Annotated in this window: 17 protein-coding genes and 1 pseudogene; 4 read left to right on the top strand and 14 right to left on the bottom strand. The window is 49.0% G+C overall.

The genetic code is table 11. The features are described from left to right. Positions 1 to 12: 12 nt before the first annotated feature. From M1D70_RS17385 to M1D70_RS17400, 4 genes are all read right to left on the bottom strand, one after another. Positions 13 to 906, bottom strand: a complete 894-nt coding sequence (locus M1D70_RS17385) for an ABC transporter permease subunit (protein WP_433940171.1) — start codon at positions 904 to 906, stop codon at positions 13 to 15. 92 nt (positions 907 to 998) lie between these two features. After that, the gene (locus tag M1D70_RS17390) at positions 999 to 2,384 is read right to left on the bottom strand and encodes an ABC transporter substrate-binding protein (protein ID WP_456287468.1); all 1,386 of its coding nucleotides are present in this window, start codon (positions 2,382 to 2,384) and stop codon (positions 999 to 1,001) included. 137 nt (positions 2,385 to 2,521) lie between these two features. Then, positions 2,522 to 3,598 carry a GntR family transcriptional regulator gene (locus tag M1D70_RS17395; protein WP_456287469.1) on the bottom strand — a complete coding sequence of 359 codons (1,077 nt, stop codon included), beginning with the start codon at positions 3,596 to 3,598 and terminating at the stop codon, positions 2,522 to 2,524. A gap of 201 nt (positions 3,599 to 3,799) precedes the next feature. After that, on the bottom strand, positions 3,800 to 4,855 hold the full coding sequence (locus M1D70_RS17400; protein WP_009592548.1) for a GntR family transcriptional regulator: 1,056 nt from the start codon (positions 4,853 to 4,855) through the stop codon (positions 3,800 to 3,802). A gap of 131 nt (positions 4,856 to 4,986) precedes the next feature. Between M1D70_RS17400 and M1D70_RS17405 the strand changes: the two genes are divergently transcribed. Next, complete coding sequence (locus M1D70_RS17405) at positions 4,987 to 6,588, top strand: sialidase family protein (protein ID WP_456287470.1); 1,602 nt, start codon at positions 4,987 to 4,989, stop codon at positions 6,586 to 6,588. Between the two features lie 192 nt (positions 6,589 to 6,780). Here the strand turns inward: M1D70_RS17405 and M1D70_RS17410 are convergent, their stop codons facing one another. Together M1D70_RS17410 and M1D70_RS17415 are read right to left on the bottom strand one after the other, a co-directional pair. After that, positions 6,781 to 8,085, bottom strand: coding sequence for a hypothetical protein (locus M1D70_RS17410; protein WP_456287471.1), 1,305 nt, complete (start codon positions 8,083 to 8,085; stop codon positions 6,781 to 6,783). Beyond that, the gene (locus tag M1D70_RS17415; RefSeq protein WP_456287472.1) at positions 8,078 to 8,644 is read right to left on the bottom strand and encodes an RNA polymerase sigma factor; all 567 of its coding nucleotides are present in this window, start codon (positions 8,642 to 8,644) and stop codon (positions 8,078 to 8,080) included. The genes M1D70_RS17410 and M1D70_RS17415 overlap by 8 nt, the downstream gene beginning before the upstream one ends. Positions 8,645 to 8,791: 147 nt before the next feature. Between M1D70_RS17415 and M1D70_RS17420 the strand changes: the two genes are divergently transcribed. From M1D70_RS17420 to M1D70_RS17430, 3 genes are all read left to right on the top strand, one after another. Further along, positions 8,792 to 8,962 carry a hypothetical protein gene (locus M1D70_RS17420; RefSeq protein ID WP_162939122.1) on the top strand — a complete coding sequence of 57 codons (171 nt, stop codon included), beginning with the start codon at positions 8,792 to 8,794 and terminating at the stop codon, positions 8,960 to 8,962. A gap of 11 nt (positions 8,963 to 8,973) precedes the next feature. Further along, positions 8,974 to 9,153, top strand: a complete 180-nt coding sequence (locus tag M1D70_RS17425) for an H-type small acid-soluble spore protein (protein ID WP_009592545.1) — start codon at positions 8,974 to 8,976, stop codon at positions 9,151 to 9,153. A gap of 283 nt (positions 9,154 to 9,436) precedes the next feature. Then, the gene (locus tag M1D70_RS17430) at positions 9,437 to 10,405 is read left to right on the top strand and encodes a metallophosphoesterase family protein (protein ID WP_456287473.1); all 969 of its coding nucleotides are present in this window, start codon (positions 9,437 to 9,439) and stop codon (positions 10,403 to 10,405) included. Positions 10,406 to 10,533: 128 nt separating this feature from the next. On the opposite strand, the gene nagA is transcribed toward M1D70_RS17430, so the two are convergent. The 8 genes and pseudogenes from nagA to M1D70_RS17470 all read right to left on the bottom strand — a co-directional run bounded on the left by nagA (position 10,534) and on the right by M1D70_RS17470 (position 18,411). After that, positions 10,534 to 11,697, bottom strand: coding sequence for an N-acetylglucosamine-6-phosphate deacetylase (nagA, locus tag M1D70_RS17435; RefSeq protein WP_456287474.1), 1,164 nt, complete (start codon positions 11,695 to 11,697; stop codon positions 10,534 to 10,536). Then, complete coding sequence (locus M1D70_RS17440) at positions 11,697 to 12,482, bottom strand: DeoR/GlpR family DNA-binding transcription regulator (protein ID WP_456287475.1); 786 nt, start codon at positions 12,480 to 12,482, stop codon at positions 11,697 to 11,699. The genes nagA and M1D70_RS17440 overlap by 1 nt, the downstream gene beginning before the upstream one ends. 270 nt (positions 12,483 to 12,752) lie before the next feature. After that, complete coding sequence (locus tag M1D70_RS17445; RefSeq protein ID WP_009592506.1) at positions 12,753 to 13,226, bottom strand: GlcG/HbpS family heme-binding protein; 474 nt, start codon at positions 13,224 to 13,226, stop codon at positions 12,753 to 12,755. Between the two features lie 92 nt (positions 13,227 to 13,318). Further along, the gene (locus M1D70_RS17450) at positions 13,319 to 14,347 is read right to left on the bottom strand and encodes an alpha/beta fold hydrolase (RefSeq protein ID WP_456287476.1); all 1,029 of its coding nucleotides are present in this window, start codon (positions 14,345 to 14,347) and stop codon (positions 13,319 to 13,321) included. Between the two features lie 292 nt (positions 14,348 to 14,639). Then, a complete protein-coding gene (locus M1D70_RS17455; RefSeq protein WP_456287477.1) occupies positions 14,640 to 15,557 on the bottom strand; it encodes a hypothetical protein in 918 nt (305 codons plus the stop codon). Between the two features lie 29 nt (positions 15,558 to 15,586). After that, positions 15,587 to 16,163: pseudogene (locus tag M1D70_RS17460) on the bottom strand (sugar O-acetyltransferase). A gap of 144 nt (positions 16,164 to 16,307) precedes the next feature. Beyond that, positions 16,308 to 17,339 carry an ROK family protein gene (locus tag M1D70_RS17465; protein WP_456287478.1) on the bottom strand — a complete coding sequence of 344 codons (1,032 nt, stop codon included), beginning with the start codon at positions 17,337 to 17,339 and terminating at the stop codon, positions 16,308 to 16,310. A 487-nt stretch (positions 17,340 to 17,826) separates the two neighbouring features. Further along, a complete protein-coding gene (locus tag M1D70_RS17470) occupies positions 17,827 to 18,411 on the bottom strand; it encodes a hypothetical protein (RefSeq protein WP_456287479.1) in 585 nt (194 codons plus the stop codon). Between the last annotated feature and the right edge of the window lie 154 nt (positions 18,412 to 18,565).

The raw sequence follows: 18,565 nt of genomic DNA on the forward strand, positions 1-18,565 counted from the left end.
CAGATTTCCCCCCTAGTCTTGGTAAACCCATCGATTGGATAGCTTGAATTGAACCAGCGTGACGATAAAGATAATAATGCCCAGAACCCAGGCAACCGCGCTGGCATAACCCATGTTAAAGTACTGGAACGCATGCTGGAAAATATAATAGACCACCGTGGCGCCACTGTATTCCGGTCCGCCGTCTACCGCCAGCACGTAAATTTGGCTAAACGACTGGAATGCGCCTATGAGGCCCATAACGATGACGAAAAAATGGATCGGCGTGAGCAGTGGAATCGTAATTCGCGTCAGCTTGTGCCATGCCCCGGCGCCATCGATTTCCGCAGCCTCATAATACGATGAGGAGATTGATTGCAGTCCCGCGAGATACAGCACCATATTTCCGCCGATTCCGCCCCACAGCCCGATCAGGATGAGGGAAGGCTTCACCCACTCCGGCTTGCCCAGCCAGTTAGGCCCGGTTATCCCAAACACCTCCCATAGGAAGTTGTTCAGCAGCCCGTAATCCTGATTCAATATCCACTGCCACAACAGTGATACCGCGATAATCGGCGAGATGACCGGAAGGTAATAGATCGTCCGCATGAACGAGATGCCCGCGAATTTGCGGTTCATCAAAATCGCCAGCAAGAGCGACAGCACCATGCCGATCGGAATGCCGATCATTAGAAACACCGTGTTGTACATCGATTTAAACACTTTTTCATCGCTAAGGAGCTCTTTATAATTAGAGAGTCCCATCCACTGCGGGTCGGACAACATATCCCATTTGTGAAAGCTGATATATATCGAGAACAAGATCGGCACAAGGCCGAACAAAAGAAACCCGAGAACCGGCGGAGCGACGAACAAATACAACCATGCCAGTTCTCTTCTGCGATACCCGCCAAGCTTGGTACCCATATTCCATTCCACCTTCGCCAGTATTCGATTGACAGGACGTTTCGGTATGGCCGGAGGCGCCAATATTTATGGCTGGCGCCCCGCCTGCTTCATTATTTATTGCCTTTGTCGTACAGTTCCTGCATCTTCGGCTGGATCTGCGCCGTAAAGTCTTTCGCTGACATCTCACCGTTCCAAACTTTGTATGCGTTCTGATTAAACGTATCGTACCATTGCGTGTCCTTTGAGAAGGCTATGACGTTAGGACGACCGTAATCTTGGATAATGTCCAGAAAGACTTGGCGCGTCTGCGGTCCTTTGTCCATTTCCTTAAATTCGCCTTCTGCCATGTTGATCAAGTTGGGAACCGCTTGGCCAAGCTGGTAGTTTTCTCGCTGCCCTTGCTCATCCAAAGACAGGAATGCCGCCAAGTCGAAGGCTTCCTGCGGGTGCTTGGATTTCGCGGATACGGCAAATCCCATCGAGCCAAGCCAGGTTGCCGTCTGTCCCGTGTGCGGGCTTGCCGGCCACGCCGCAATATCCCAGCCAAAAGGAAGCTCCCAGAATGCAGGTTGATCCCATGGGCCCATCGCGAACATGCCAAGCTGACCGTTAATAAAGCGGGTATATGCATTCATCGCTTGCTCGGCTTCCTGATTCGGGCTGACCTTATGCTTCTGGTTCAGGTCGGCCACAAATTGCATCGCCTCGTAAAATGCAGGCTCGTTCACTTTTACCGTTCCGGTTTCGTAGTCGATAAATTCTCCACCGTTCGCCCATACCGCAGACTCCAGGCTGTATGCGCCTACTCCGTACTGATCTGGCTTTCCGTCGCCGTTACTGTCGACCGTCAGCTTTTTGGCTGCTTCCAGCATATCATTCCAAGTCCATTCCCCGGCTTTGGCCGAAGGATACGGCACATTCGCTTTGTCAAACAAATCTTTATTGTAGACAAAAGCCCACGGACCTACATCCTTTGGCAACCCATACAAGTCACCAGCTCCTACCTTGCTTCCATCGTAGCGATAGCGATCCATTGCCTGCTTCCATACGTTATCGGAATTAAAGAGCGACGTTTGATCCAGGTAAGACTGGATGTTGAGAAGGGTGCCGGCTTCGGCAAAACGGTAAAATTCCGGACCGCCGACATAGAATACGTCCGGCACTTTGCCTGAACTGATCAGCGTCGTCATCTTTTGCGAGTATTCACCCGGCGGCACCGAAGTGTATTTAACGGTAACGTGCGGATATTTCTCCTCGAAGGAAGCGATCAGCTTTTCGAAAATCTTTTTTTCGTTCGGATTGCCGTGTCCCATAAACTCAATCGTGACGGGTTCCTTCTGGTCCGTACCAGTGGAGGCTTCCTGACTTGGCTTTGTCGCGTCCGGGTTGCTTGAAGAAGCCCCTCCGTTTGTTCCATTGCTGCCCCCGCTGCAAGCGGATAACGCGAACACCAGCAGCAGCATCACCATACCTGCAAATTTGCTCTTCGTTTTCATGCGATCCCCCTCTTCTTTTAAAAAATGAATTTGTTGTAAGCGCTTTACGGAATCATAATAACTTATATTATTATAATTTTATATACTATATTTGTTATAAAATAAATGGTTTTTCATCGGCTTCGCGGATGAACCTTTCATTCTTTTACCAGCATGACCGGCACCATAACCCTTCTCGCCTCAAAGGCGCCTTCAATTTGCTCGATCAGCAGTTCCACGGTCAGGCGGCACATTTCCTCCTCGTTTTGGCGGATAAACGGCACGTGCGGCAAATCAGGCGGATCGAACGTAATCAGCTCGAGATCCTCCGGTACGTGCTTTCGGGATGCAACCGCCGCTTTATAAACACTTCGGCAAAGCTCCGTATTGGCCGTAACGATGCCGGTAATTTCGGGATTGCCGTCTAAAAACTCCCTGATTTTATCGACGGAGTTGCCCGAGGCGATCTCCTCTAACGGGATTAGGCACCATAAGCTTTTGTCGATCGACATCCCGCGTTCCAGAAAAGCCTGCTCGAACCCATGGGCTCTCTCGTCCGTCACGGTATTCGTAATCTCCGGTGAGATGAACGCGATGGACGAATGGCCATTGTTAATTAAATACTCTACGGCTTCCTTGGTACCGTTTACGTTGTCCGAGCTTACGCTGTACGTCTTGATTTCCTTCAAAAACCGGTCGATCAGGACAAAAGGGAAACGGTCCAGCGACAGTCTTAAAATCGAATCATTGTATGTCTCGTTTTCAACCGGAAAAATGATGATGCCGTCCACTCCCTGGTTCAGGAAGGACGAGATGACCTTGGACTCCTCGAGCTGGGATTCTCGCGTAATTCTCAGCATCAGTTCAAAGCCGGCGGCGGTCGCATATTTCTCGATGTTGTCCAAGAATCGCTGGTCCACTTTCGTTTTCATCGTGGGCAGTACGAGGCCGATCCGCCCGCTTCTGCCCGGACCTTCCGACCATTCGCCCAACTGATCGAGTGCCGAAGCGTTCTCCGGCCTGCTCATCACGAAGGTACCCTTGCCCTGGATCCGGACGAGCAAGCCTTCCTCCATGAGTCCGACCAGCGCGTTCTTGCTTGTAATTTGACTGACGCGATAACGTTCGGACAATTCCTTCTCGGAAGGGACCCGGTCTCCTTCCCGCAGCTTGCCGATGGCGATCAGCCGCTTGATGTCTTCCTGGATTTTTTTGTATAGCGGCAACGATTTCAACGCGCATCACAACCTTTATATTGTAAATAGTATATTTAGTATATTATTATAATATAACTTTCGAATTGTAAATAAAAAAACTGAACAGAGCAGCGCTTTGCCTTAAAAATATGGAAAAGAAAAAACGGCCTGAACGAAGTTCAGACCGTTTTCATGAGAATATTTCGCTTATAGTTCTAGCAAGGATTCTTGAGGAACAGATCATTCCGGCCAAACCCATTGGACCGGGACGACCTCCCTTCGTGGCTCGTGCTTGCCGGCCAGCTGTTCCGACAGCAGATCGACGGCACGCCGGGATACTTCGTCCGGTTGCTGCCGGATATAAGGAATGTCTTCAATATCCGGATCGTCAAAGGCGGCGAGCTGCGGTTTTCTCTCCGTCGCCGGCCAAATTTCCCGCATGGCGTAATGGGCATAGCGGGCCAGCTCCGCATTCACGCAAAAGACCGCGGTTACATCACTGCAGCCCTGCAGAAAACGAAGGACCTCCTGCGGTCCGTGTCCCTCCTGAATCGTAACCAAATCCAGCAAGCACCATAACCTTTTGTCTATCGGCAAGCCCTGCTCCAGAAATGCGGCTTCGAAGCCTTTGGCTCTTTCGTCCGTAACCGAATTCGTAATCTCCGGCGACAGGAAGGCAATGCGCCTGTGCCCCTCCGCAAGCAAACCGGATATAGCTTCGCGTACGCCCTCGTAATTATCGGAGCTGACGCTGTAGGTCCGGATTTCCTTCAAAAAACGGTCGACCAACACCAGGGGTACCCGGTCAAGCGACAAGCGTAAAATTGCGTTATTGTAGCTCTCCTGCTCGACCGGAAATATCAAGAAGCCGTCGACTCCCCGTTCCCGGAACTGCTCGATCGCCCGGGATTCTACCTCCTGCGATTCGCGTGAGATACGGATCAACAGATCATATTCTCTTTCCGCGCAGTAGCGCTCCAGGCCGTCCAGCAGCTGTTGGTCGATCTTGGTTTTCATCGTTGGCAATATGATCGCGATCGTCTTTTTCATGTCCTTCCCGGGCTGCTGCACTTCCGAAGAACCCTGCTCCCGGACAAAGGTGCCTTTTCCCCGGTAACGAACCAGTAAACCTTCCTCCACCAAACCGTTGAGCGCGTTTTTGGATGTGATCTGGCTTACGCCGTACCGCTGCGCCAGCTCCTTCTCCGACGGTACCAAGGCACCTGCCGGAAGCTCGCCGCTCTGAATACTGCGCCGTATATCGTTCTGTATTTGTTTATATAATGGATGCTCCATGTCATACCTCGCTTTTTACGACTGTCCAAACTGAAAAATAATATATATTTAGTATATCTTAATTTATACTAACTGCGATACAATCCATTTTAGAAAGCGCTTTCTAATCTGGATTGGAAGGATTGTTGCTTATGGAACGGAACAAACGCTTTTGGAAGAAACCGCTTGCCTTTATCGTGATGCTTGCGCTTGCTTTAACGTCGTTTCCGTTGTCGCCGGCTCATGCGGCCTCATCCGGTATGGCATGGGCTTCGCAGAAGATTGCTGTCTATACGCCGCCTTCAGGAGGCGTATGGTATCCTCGGCTGCTCAAACTAACGCCGAGCGAATGGCTCGTATCGTTTGACACCAACGCCGGCGGAGGGAACACCCGTATCGTGGTTTCCCGTACGCAGGACGGCGGCTACACTTGGAGCAATCCGGTTACGGCCGTTTCAAGCAGCGCCGGCAATGTGGGTAACGGACAAATGTTGAGGCTGCCGAGCGGTGAAATTTGGTTAGCCTACCGTCATGTCGTGCAGAGCGGCTCGACCTATGATATCCAGCTAAACGTCCGGCGGAGCGTCGACGGCGGGTATACTTGGAGCGATTTGCCGGGAGGCTTGATCGGAAGTTCAACCGCCTCCAGTTTTAAAGGTCTATGGGAGCCGCATTTGGAAATGATTAACGGCACGATCGCCGTTCTTTATGCAGATGACAGTCCGGCGACGGTAGGTACGACCGGGCGGCAAAATTTGTACATGAAAACGTGGAACGGAAGCGGCTGGGGCAGCCGGATTACGGTCAGCGACGGCGTTGCCGCCGGTTCTCGCGATGGCATGCCGGTCATCACGCGGATGCAAGACGGCCGCTATATGACCGTATTCGAAGCGTCGGACGTTGCAGGCCACCCTTTTGTCATTAAATATAAAATATCCCCGGACGGCTTGAACTGGTCGGTTCCACGCCAAACGCTGTACGTGCCGGTCGGCAACGGCAAAAAAGCCGGCGCTCCCTTTGTCGTAACACTTCCCGACGGCCGTCTGATGACCGCATTCCAAACCGATGAGAGCAGCGCCAATACAGGAGATCCCTACACTTCGATGTTTACCATGATCAGTTCCGACAACGGCGCGACATGGCAGTACAAAACCAACGTTTTTCCGGTATCCGATACGAAGTCTTCCAATTGGAATTCCCTGATGACCGTCGATTCGACCCGCGTCGCAGCCGTGACGAGCGCGACTGATCCGGTTAGCGGAATCTATCTGCGCTTTGGCTATACCGTTACTCCTTCGCAGACAAATCTCGTTAACAACCCCGGCTTTGAAACGGCGAACGTAGCTGGCTGGACCACGTACGGCGACGATTACCCGAACCGCATTCTGATTCACGGAGCCAATGACGGCGTCGGGCTTCCCGCCGCGGAAGGCTCATACTTTGTTGGACTTGCGGGCATCAGCGGGCCTGCAACCGCGTATGTCGGCCAGACCATTACCGGTCTCGATAACGGTACGTATACGATGCGGGCCCGCATGCGAAGCAGCGGAGGCCAGAACAGCTGCGTCATGGAAGTGAAGGACTATGGCGGCGGGATGCGCCAAACGGGCTGCCCGGTAACGACGGCGTGGACGCCTGTCACGATCTCGAATATTCAAGTGACGGCGGGCAAGGCAACGATCGGGTTTTACGTGTCGAACTCCTCCTCTTCCCAGTGGGCAGATATCGATCAGGTTGAGTTTTTTCGGAACTGAATGAGTTAGCCTTTTGCCGAATCCCATCCGGGTCAAACAAACATTGGCAGACTGTCGTAAAGGGACACGCCAGCTAATAAAACCTTGAACCCGAATAATGAAAACTAAAAAAGCCGCTTAAAGCGGCTTTTTAGTTTCCTCTTTTCCCTGTCAGCCTGACAATCATGATGGTTCCCGCTTTTTGCGTCATTCTTACATCTCCTCTACTGTTGCCTCCGCCACAAGAAAGGCGGTCCCGTCGTATTCGTAGCGCAGCCGGACCTCTGCCGGGAAGTTGCCCGGCGATACCTGGATCGGCACCGAAGCATAGAGGGTGTTTTCTTCCACGGAATACCTGACAATGCTGCCAAGCGCGGGCTGGTCCAGCCAAAACCCGGCGTCCTCCTCATTGTATTCAAAGCTGCGGGTTACGCCGCTCAACGTAAGTTGAAATATCCTTTTCCCGTCTTCCGCCGTCATATGGTAGCTTAGTCTGGATTGTGCCGCAAGCACCGGGTCGGCTGCCTTCACTTCGATGAGATCGTCGGTAAGAAGTTTCAATGCGGATTCGCGCATCCCTGTTCCGTAATCGGTTGTCAAAACGATTGCCAATATATCCTTCTCCTTCCCGCTGCTGTTTGCGGACAGTATCGCGGTTTCCGGATAATAGGATTCGTTACTCACGCTGCTCCAATCTGCAAAGGTTCGTTCCGTGTCGCCATATTGCACATTGACCGAACGAATGGTTCCTGCCTCCTTGAACAGAGTACCCGTAATCTTCAGATCCAAGGCTGCATCTTCCTTTAAAGTAACGGTTGTTCCTTGTTCGTCTCCAGCCTCGAAATCGTCCCGTGGCGTTCCCGTTTCGTCAGTGCTTATTAGTTGGATTTGCGAGATTTGGTGAGTATCATTACGAATCGTGACATCTATCGTTTCCTCATACACCATCGGAATCGAATCCCGGAGCAGCAGACGGAGCTTGTATACCGTTTGTTCAGCATCTGTCGTAATCTCGTTTACGTATATTTCATATACCCAGGGACTGGATACATCATAGCGTTCGAGCGGCCATTTCACCTCGGGATGCTCCCAGATGTCCGGCGTCGGGCCGCCCCAGATGCCTATCTCCCGCTTTAAAAGCGCTGTTGCCAGCTTCAAGATCGTACGGTCGCTCTCCTGCGAGACTTCACGATCCGCAAGGTTCCACCAATCGAAATCGCCTCCTGACCCGGATACGAAGCTGGATTGGAACGTCCCGCCCTTTGGTACAACCGGACCTGGGCTTACCGTATTAGCGTTAGGTACAGCCTGGTAACCGAACCAGATTCCAACCCCGAACAAGAGCAGCAATACGGGAACAAAGGCACCGATAGCTCGGTTCCAATCCCTGCGGAATCGTTTCTTTTCAACAGCCTGAAGACGTTCCTCCACAGCCTCCATCATATCCGTCCGGAAACGCTGGTTCTTATATGGCGGATCAGCCAGCCTTCGATTCCAATCCGGTCTCCAATCATTCATCCCCGATCGCTCCTTTCCATGCGGCGGCCACCTTCTGTTTGGCCCTGTATATTCTGGACTTTACCGTGCCTGGCGAAAGGCCTGTAATGGCGGATATTTCATCTATGGATAGCTGATGATGCAGACTAAGCACAAGCGGATCTCGAAATTTAGCTGGCAGTTTCAGTACCTGCTTCCACAATTCATCGGCCTCTGCCCGTTCCAAATATTCCGCTTCGGCTGATGGCGAAATCGGGGTCCGCATGGTCCCCTTCTGCCCGGTGCCGGGAGATTGCTCGCCCATCAGCACCACTCTGCGCAGGAACGCTCGCTTCAGATAGGAAAGCGCGGTGTTGCGCGTGATTTTCAAAAGCCAGGTCTTGACGGAAGCCTCCCCCCGAAAGGAAGCAAAATGTTGATAGGCTTTAATAAACACATCCTGCGCGACATCATCCGCCGTGTGCGTGTTTCTAGTTATGACGTAAGCATAGTTCCAGACGTCCTCCCCGTAGGATTCCATAAGCATCCGAATGTCCGAAGTTTTCAGCTCCGCGGAATGCTGCATCTGCATTTCCTTCAAAGCAGTTCTCCCCCCTCACCAAAACAGACTCCGTACAGTCGATGAAAGTTCCCGAAATTATATAAATTTGCATAGGTTCATACATATTGGTGCATTGTAGTAATGAAGCTTTTTACAATGGATATATCATCACATGGAGGGATCATTTTGGCAAAGAGCAAACAACAGCAGGAAGCACATGGGATCGGACAAGTCGAGCAGCAGCTCAATCATCAAATGGAGGCTGCCGAAGAAATTCAAGGAACGCCGAAATTGGACCGGGAAATCAAAAAAGCCGCTAACCGGCAGGCTGATCCATTAGATGACCTTTCGGAATAAGGAGAATTGTCATGAACAAACAAAGAGCGATTGAAATTTCGGAATCGGCCATTATGAAACATGTAACTTATCAGGATACTCCCATCTATATCCAGCACGTGAATGAGGATGAAACCGCCCGGGTCTATCCGATCGGCAACTCGGAGCAGGAAATGACCGTCCCTTTATCCAGTCTCACGGAGCATCCGTAAGGCAGAAGGCAAGGCATAACCCTCTATTAGTCCATTCAAACCTTCTATAATAAAATCCCATCCAGATTCAGACGATGGGATTTTTTTATTGCAATTACGAAACAAACCTCAAGTATTACAATTTCAGTTGTTTCAAATAATGCTTCTTTTACTAGAAACCCATTTTCTTTCAAATGGCGATTGACAGCTTCAACCAGACTCATTATGCTAGGGGCGTAATCGCTGTCATGGTTCATATGAAGATCCGGGCGGATGGTTGAATGAATAAGGGGTGTTGGCCGAAATGAGAAAGTCATTGCATTTTAAGTCGAATGGCACGTTTAAGATCGTACAGTTTACCGATACGGAGTTTTGTGAACCGGATGAGGAAGAACTACAGATGAAGGCCATGATGAAGAGAATACTGGAGAAGGAGCAGCCGGATTTGGTGATTTATACCGGGGATGTCATTGCAAGCAATAAAAGTCCGAATCCCGTTCAAGCTTTTAAAGATGCGGTATCGGTCCCCGAAGAAATGCAAATTCCATGGGCGGCCGTGTTCGGCAATCATGATTCCGAAGCTGCTGAAATGACACGTGAGCAGCTGCACTATCTCCAGCTATCACATCGGTACTGTTATGCACAGCCCGATCCGCCGAATGTCCATGGGGTAGGCAATTATGTGCTTGAAATTCTGGACGGGCTTCACCAGCCAGCTGCCGCCTTGTTTTTTCTGGATTCGGGGAGCTACTCACCGCTTGAGCATCTGCGGGTTGGATTCTATGACTGGATACGCCGAAGTCAGATCGCATGGTATACGGAAGCGTCTCATCGTCTGACCGCTCGAAACGGAGGTGAGCCCCTCCCTTCACTCGGCTTCTTTCATATTCCTCTGCCGGAGTATAAGGACATCTGGGATTTCTCGGTCTGTTACGGACAGAAGTTAGACGCCTATTGCTGCGCACCGCTCATCAACACCGGATTTTTTGCGGCCATGCTGGAAATGGGCGATATCATGGGAACTTTTGTTGGCCATGACCATGGGAACGATTTCTGGGGGACGCTGCATGGAATCCGTCTTTGTTATGGTCGTACGTCCCGCAATGCTTATCTGGATCGACCATTTCAACCCGGAGCAAGGGTGATCCAATTAACGGAAGGCCAGCGGAGCTTTGAAACATGGCTTCATCTAGAAGATGGAACCATCGTTCATGATCAGCCCGCGCATATACCCGAAGGGCGAGCTCTTAAGATCGAATCGACTATAGACTGAATGTTTGTATCTATTCAAAACGCACAAAAGGCGGTTGAAGTTTGGATGTAAAAAAAGGGGGACCCAAAAGGACCATTGACCTGGGGCGCCCCCTCCTGACGTATGATACTACGTATATGAATAAGAAGTTACGTGTCCTTCATCGGTACAATGTTTCCCTCAATCATCGTCCACTGCACTTGATACCGTTCATCCATCAGAACGAGATCCGCATCGTATCCGACCTCGATTTTTCCTTTGTAAGATAAACCTAGAATATGGGCCGGCGTTGTTGAAGCCATGCGCACGGCATTCTCCATCGAAATGCCGTTGGCTTCGGTCAGACGCAACGCTTCATTCATAGTCACGGTACTCGATGCTAAAGTGCCATCCGCGAGCCTGGCGATCCCCTCGGAAACGGTGACCTGATGACCACCAAACATATAATTCCCATCACCTAATCCCATCGCCTGAAGCGCATCCGTAATAAGCACCATGCCTTCCGGCCCTTTGAGACGATGCATTAATCTGACAATGGCCGGATGAAGATGGACTTGATCGACAATCGCTTGCAGGCTTACATGCGGTTCTTCGAACGCGGCTACAATCAGTCCGGGATCTCGATGGTGAATCGGTCTCATGCCGTTAAAGCAATGGGTTACATGACTCGCTCCGGCTGTAAAAGCCAGCTTTGCTTCCTCGTAAGTGGCATCGGAATGAGCTACGGCGATCACGACGCCGTGCTCTTTCAGGAAGGATATAAGCTCCAAGCCTCCAGGCAATTCCGGGGCGATCGTTACCATTTTAATGAGCGAACCCGCTTCCTTAAAAATCAACTTCATTTCTTCCAGATTCGGGTGGCGAAGATATTTCTCGTTTTGCATCCCTTTACGCTTGGGATTCAAATAAGGGCCTTCCAGATGAATGCCGGCAATCTTAGCCCCTTGTTCTCGCCCGATGACACCTTTTACGCTGCGAATCATGTTCAACAGATCCTCTATCGTTGAACTCACGGAAGTTGCCAGAAACGAGGTGCAGCCGGTTGCCGCACAAGCGCGTGACACTTCTTGTATGCTGTCCTCGGTTCCGTCCATCATGTCATACCCATTGGCCCCATGGATATGAACATCAATCATCCCCGGTATAAGCCACATCCCGTTTCCATCAATCCGTTCATCATCGCCTTCGATGGTTTCAATTTCTTGCGTTGGTTCTATTCTCTTCAACTTTCCGTTCGAAATCCAAACCGTTGCAGAAGGAAGTATTTGATGAGGCAGGTGGACTTTGACATGTTGAATGATTTTGTTGTTCATTATTGCTCAACTCCGTCCTGTGGGTTATGAGTCTGGCATTCTATTAGCGTAATATTTTTCTGGTCTAATATTTCTTGTATGTCAACGGGAATCGATTGATCGGTTACAATAATATCCACATGATCAAAGTCCAGCTTGAACCTTGATTTCACCGTGAATTTGGTATGATCCGCAACAAGTATGACCTGATCCGAGCGCCGGGCCATTTCCCTCTTCACCCGGACATCTTCTTCATATGGATAATAGAGTCCGTCTGGCCGGATTGCCGTTGCACCGATGAACGCTTTGTCGGCACGGATTTCACTTATTTTATCGATGACGGAAGGACCGTATAATAATCGATTTTGGGTATGCAGATAACCGCCGAGCACGTAGATGCTCAGATCTTCTCGTTTGGAAAGTATCCCTACATTATCTATGGAGTGCGTAACCGCTGTTATCTGTTTGGCTTGAATATGCTCCGCAACAAATTGTACGGTCGTAGATACGTCCAAAAACACCGTTTCGTGGTCCCGAATCAGTTTAGCGGCATGCTCGCCAATCACGTTCTTGCCCGCGGGCTCATCAATAAGTCGTTCCTGATAAGAAGTCAGTTCCTTTTGCAGATCAGGCAAGGATACTCCTCCATGTGTTCGAACAACCACTCCTTCTTGAACTAATCTGACAATATCCCTGCGTGCGGTATCCCTCGACACTTGAAAAAACGAGCAGATCTCGCCAACACTCATCGTTTTATGTTGTTTTAAATAATCCAGGATTTTTACGAGTCGTTCCTCTTGGAACACATCTCATCCCTCCTCTGTTTAAGCATTCACATCATATTTATAAGTATATATAAGTAATTATTAACAAACAATAAGTATTTATAAGTTATTTATGTTATTATAAAAACTAAAAAAACCACGATCATCATGGTTTTTTTAGTAGACATATGTTAGCTCTTCGACATTTCCCGCCCCGGTAATTGTGATGTAAGTCACTACTCATAGCTTGGATGAAGATAGACTCCTTCTTGCCTGAAGCAGCCAGCCCTTACCGTCGATGCATAGAACCCGTTAATAAGTAAATGACTGCTGGATTGTGCCAATCCGTGCACTTAAATATTGATTTTCTTGATATCTCATATTTTCGAACGCCTGCACAGCGGCATTGGCTACATCGATGTCTTGTGCGCTAGTTCCTCCGCTTACACCAATGCCGCCGACAACCCTGCCTTCGTGAACGAGCGGAATCCCCCCGCCAAGGATAACGACTCTACCCTGATTCGTTGTATTAATGCCAAATGTAGCTCCGCCCGGAAGCGCAGATTGCGCTAAATTCGCCGTCGGCATTTGCATCGCTACGCTGGTCCACGCTTTGCCAATGGCGATATCGATGCCTGCTATTCTCGCGTTATCCATCCGATGGAAAGCAATGAGGTTCCCCCCTTCATCGACGATCGCTACATCAGAATTAAGACCCATTTGTCGTGCTTGGTGTTCAGCAGTTTCCAACAACTTCTTAGCCGTTGTTAAAGTGAGTTTGTACATGGTAGCTCTCCTTTACATAAAAGAAATACTACATTATATTGCCATTGCCTATATAGGTGAATTGCCCAATACCAGTACTTCTGGAATGCATATTAAAGAAATGTCTCGGATACCCATTCAAAAAACTTTTCCTTCTCTTCAAATTGCGGATAATGGGCAGATTGATCAAACGCGATAAACTCCTTCTGATCGGCCTCAAGCTTATCGAAAAATTCTTTTGCTGCATGGGAGGACGTCATATAGTCATAATCGCCCATGATAAAGTAGCACGGTATTTCAAGTTTCGTTACAAGTGTTGGCAGCGGATGTTCTATAACTTCCTGCAACAAAACCCTTTGAGAAAAAGATATCCCGACGTTATATCGAATGACGTCCATTAAGTTATACTCGCTGCTTAACAGCATCCCAAGGCTATCGCCGTCGGGACTGTCAATAAGTCTTGAAGCTCCTCCGTATTGAATGACATAATTTCGTGGAGTGAACATTTCGCCCTTTTTTATTTTATCGGTTAGTCCTTGCAGATATAAGACGTCTTCCGCGTTGCCGGCCTGTTGAGCTTGGCTGATTAAGTAGGTCAAGCTGTCCATCTCGCTTGTTACGGTATCCCCCATCTGACCAATCCCCACGTAAGCCTCGTATTTTTCGGGTGCCTTTTGGGCCGCCTGAGTAGCAATGTACGTGCCATAAGAATGTCCCATGAGGATTACCTTTTCTTTGCCAAGGCGTTCCGAAACATAATCCGTTATAGCCAATAAGTCATTTACCAACAGTTCCGATGAAAGATCAGCGTAATCCTCAAAAAAATGATAGGATTTTCCGCTTGCCCTTTGGTCGTAATGAACAACCGTGAATCGGGCTTCCAACAGGTCCTGGTATGTATCGACATATGGTATCTCCGGGGCTCCAGGTCCACCGTGTACAAATAAAATCACAGGATTATCCTTGTCATTGCCGCGTATCATCATTTCTTGCTTGCTTCCATTGATCTCTACTTGTTCTAATATGCTTATACTATTTTCGCCTTTGATGGACGATGTCCATGTAGGAAAAAATAGGGCTGTTATGAGTAGCACTATTAGTGTTACACCGATAATTTTCAATGTTTTCTTCAATTTTCTCATGGTCTTGGGACACCTTTCTGCTAAAAGTTTGAAGTAAATTGCGGAAGATTCGATGTAGGATTTCATACATCTCATTGTACCTTAGGCTCGTTTACTCCAAATCCTTCCTGAGGCTGAATTCGACCTAGACCCTAGTCGAAGAAATCAGCGACATTAGAACAGCGCTTATAACAAAAAAAGCCGCGATTTCCGCGACTTATTTGGCACCATTTTGAGTTCCTCCCGTAGTGAAAAAAGGCTGTGTGCTCCTGTGCAATGCTATTCGACTAATGAGGCAATACTCAAGCCTGTGTTATGCGTAGGCATATTCCGGTCCCAACCGTTCGATAACTCGATCCAATTGTCCGGTTAAATAAGGCGAGACCTCACCCAGTCCGGCTAATGCTTCTAACAAGGGGAAGGTTTGCCCACCCCAAGGGCCATGTGGACCATGGACCTGTCTGCCGATCCGCAAGCCATCCGCTTCGATGTAAATCTTCAATCGTTCCACACCTTCCACAAGCAGGTCGACCGGCAGCGCTTTGTTTCTGCGCCGGGACCATTCTGCCAAGAAGGACATCCCGCGTAGGATATCATATTCAAAAAAACGCGGAAAGCAAGGCTTCAGCCAATCCATGTCCAGAACGCCGCCATGCTGTTTCGAACACACTAGACGATGCTCGATCAAATACCGGGCGCCTTCATCCAAAAAAGCGGCTTCCTGTTCGGTGAATTCACGGTCTGTATGCCATAAGATCGCTTCCAGCGGGGGAAGCGTTGAAATGATAGAGCTTTTTCTTGAATGAATGTAAGCTTCCGGCTCGCAGTTCAATCCGCCGTCGGGCAGCTGATGCTTTAAGAGCCATTCGCGAATCCAGGGCAGCTCCGTGTCCACATCACAGCCGTACGCTTTCATAATCATATAGAATACGGCAAGTTCACAATGACAGCAATCCATCTTCAACCGGTCACTATCTTTGGTTGGCTGGTCATCGGCTGTAATGACGAAGGTCCGCCAAACCTTGGTTTCGAGTAGATGTTTAGCCTTGGCGATAACCGATTCCGGGATCAGTTTCACCTCTCCCATTTCGTATAGAGCGGCCATATGCCACCAAGCTCCATCCCATTTATGGCGGCTGTTCTCGCCGTGAGCCGTCTCCCATTGCGAAGTAGATTCAAGGAATTGGATCGATTCTTCAATTGCCAAACGGATTCTCTGATTAGATTCCATTCTACATCCCCTTCTTGGACATATCCGGTTCACGCTTCCGTCATTCGGATTTCGATTTCCTTAATCACCCTGGCTGGATTGCCCCCGACGACCACGTTATCCGGTATGTCCTTGGTAACCACCGCCCCCGAAGCAATCACGACATTGTTGCCTACCGTGACCGCCTGGATTGATGGTTGAACGTCCTCCGACCCATACGTTGTTTCCGATGGTTACCGGCTTTCCATATTCCGGCCCTTTAATTCTCTCGAACGGGTCCACCGGATGCGTTGCCGTATACACATGAACGCCTGGGCCGAACATGCAGTTATCGCCGATTCGCACTTCACACACATCCAGGATGGTACAATCAAAATTCGCGAAGAAGTTCTCGCCTACGTGTATGTTGTAGCCATAATCAAAACGAATGTTGGGCTCCATTCCTATGTTATCGCTTGTTGACCCCAGCAAGGCTTTCAATATTTGAATTCGCTGTTGATCTTCCATCTCCGTAGTCTGGTTAAACTGCCGTGTCATTCGCCTTGCATATGCCCGGTCTCGCATTAGTTCAGGGTCGGAAGCGATATATAGTTCTCCATCCAGCATCTTTTGTTTTTCTGTTTTCATCCTGATAATCCAATCCTCTCTCATCTTGAAGTCAAGACTCTGTCCGACAAACTAGTTCTGTAATCCGTCCGTCCTGTCTAAAGCGGCTTAGCTCTCTCTGCCAATAAAAAGCACCCCCAGAAGGAAGTAGTTTTTAGATATATATCACTTCCCCTTCTCCACAAGCTCAAGCGAATAAGCAAGGCTTTCCAAGGTTCGGGCAATTAACCCGTACATATAGTCCTGATCCGGATGTTCTAGCAATATCATTTGAGGCATGTGCATGTCCGGAATATACTTCAGACACTCCTGCCGGATGATATTCACATCAGCAGGCTGCATCAGGCTCCCAGTCAAAGCAATCGTTTCTGGATTTAATATGGCGATCAGGCTTGCCACTGAACGCGCAGCCAGTACATGAAAAGTTTTCCGATCGTGCAGCTGTTGGAATTGAGCCTCTTGGGATATGCCTAATGGCAAAAAAGCAATTTCGCCCGCAAATCGTGTAAAACCTCGATGAATACGCCCATCCACCATCATGCCCGCACCGGGTAAGCTGCCATCGATGAAAGTTACGACGGCAACCGTCTGTTTCTCATCATATCCTTGTTTATGGTAGAAGCCATATACGGTCAAGTTCATGTCGTTTTCAAGAATGACCTCAACCTTATGCTTCTCGCGAATGAACGCTTCCAAAGGAACGTTAGTCAGTTCCGGTATATCACTGACATTGATAACCCCCTGGTCGACTGCACCGGGGACGCCGATCCCAACCGCCCGGATTTGCGGATATTGCAAGATAAGCCTCTCGATTACCCGATCGATGAAGGCGGGATCTATTCGATTGTGTTCTTCATACCCTTGGTCTACAATCTCCCCGGCCAAATTGGCGATTGCATATGTAAGAGAGCGGGATCCCGCTTCGGTTTTGATAACGGCAGCAATAATATATGAATGATGCATGTTATACTGGTACATTTTGGCTGGACGCCCGCCCTTCGAGTCATCCATAGCCACTTCCAACACTTCGCCAGCATCCAGCAACTCGTTAAGAATATGATTACAAGTGGCGATGCTTAAGGTGGTAGCCTGCGCAACCATGGCCTTCGTAGCCGTTCTCATCGCTATGAGCGCCTGGCGAACTTTCTCCTGATTCATTTGTTTAACCAACATGGTGTTGTTTGTAATGGAGTTCATAACCAAAACCTCAAATAGTTTTTATAACTCTTATAATAAGTACTATATTATACCGTTATTAGTTTGTCTACCAGTAATCATCCATTCCTCTATCCATAAATTCAGGTGTAACAACGACGGCAATTGACAACGCTTCGTGATCCTCTATCCAATCCTTCGTTCAAATAAGAAAAGGCTGGTAACCGACTCTGCAACATGATTGCCAAAGTTATACCCAGCCTCTTACTCGGGGCATCAACTTCCTATTTCAAGTGTCTGCTAGCCCTTCTAATATACATTGCATTTTCATTATTAGGATCATGTTGGAAAATTCCGAAGACATTTTCAAAAAAGCTGCCTGCGCTGATCATCGAAAGCATCTCGGCCGCTGTCATCAAGAATCCTCTCCTCCTTCTATGCTATGTGCCGATATACAGCTTCTCGCCTGAGAAAACAGCCGAATACCCTAACCTGTGCAGCTCGAAATACGGCGCGAACGGGTCGCCTTTTAGCCCGTAACGGTGCCATTGCAAATAGTAGGAGTCCAGTAATCGCAGGCAATCGAATAATAAGCCTCATCCAGAATCTCTATAGGCTCCTCATCATTTTTGTGCTCTATAATCACTTCGGACAGCGCCTCATAGACATCGGGATCATAGGATTCGCGAACGGTGTCGATTTTCCCTGGAGGAAGAAGCTCGATTTTTTCGATTCCATCCAGGTAGGCGACCGCTTCCGCTGCACGTTCCCATTTCGCAAAAGTATCCAGCAGCTGCTTTAACTCCCGAATAAACTGCTCGCCATACCCTCTCAATGCATCCTCGGATGCCTCCTCCCCTTTGCCGTTAAAATAGGCAGGCACCGTTCCTCTGGTAAAATCCGCCGGGTCCAGCATCTCGTAAATCCGGGAAATCCGCCGCAAGTAAGCATGTCCATCCTCAAGCGGCTCAAAGGTGGCCTCCACCCCATTTCCGCTAGGCATATACATTTGAAAATATCCATATAACGCTGCTTCTTCAATCACGGCCTCATCGGAATCTGCTTCTTCATCCATCAGGTTGAGCAGATACCGTGCATACGTCTGCTTATCCATATGTACCCTTCTCCTTCTCGCCGTTAAGCTGGTTATTAAGGTTCTGGTATCGAACGTTCACCGACCGAATGCTCCTCAGCTAAACACGTTATTATATTAACACACAAATCTCCTTTCATTGGCTTCGGTTAACAATAAGCCATCACCTTGGACG

It is taken from the genome of Paenibacillus sp. AK002, from assembly GCF_053903045.1.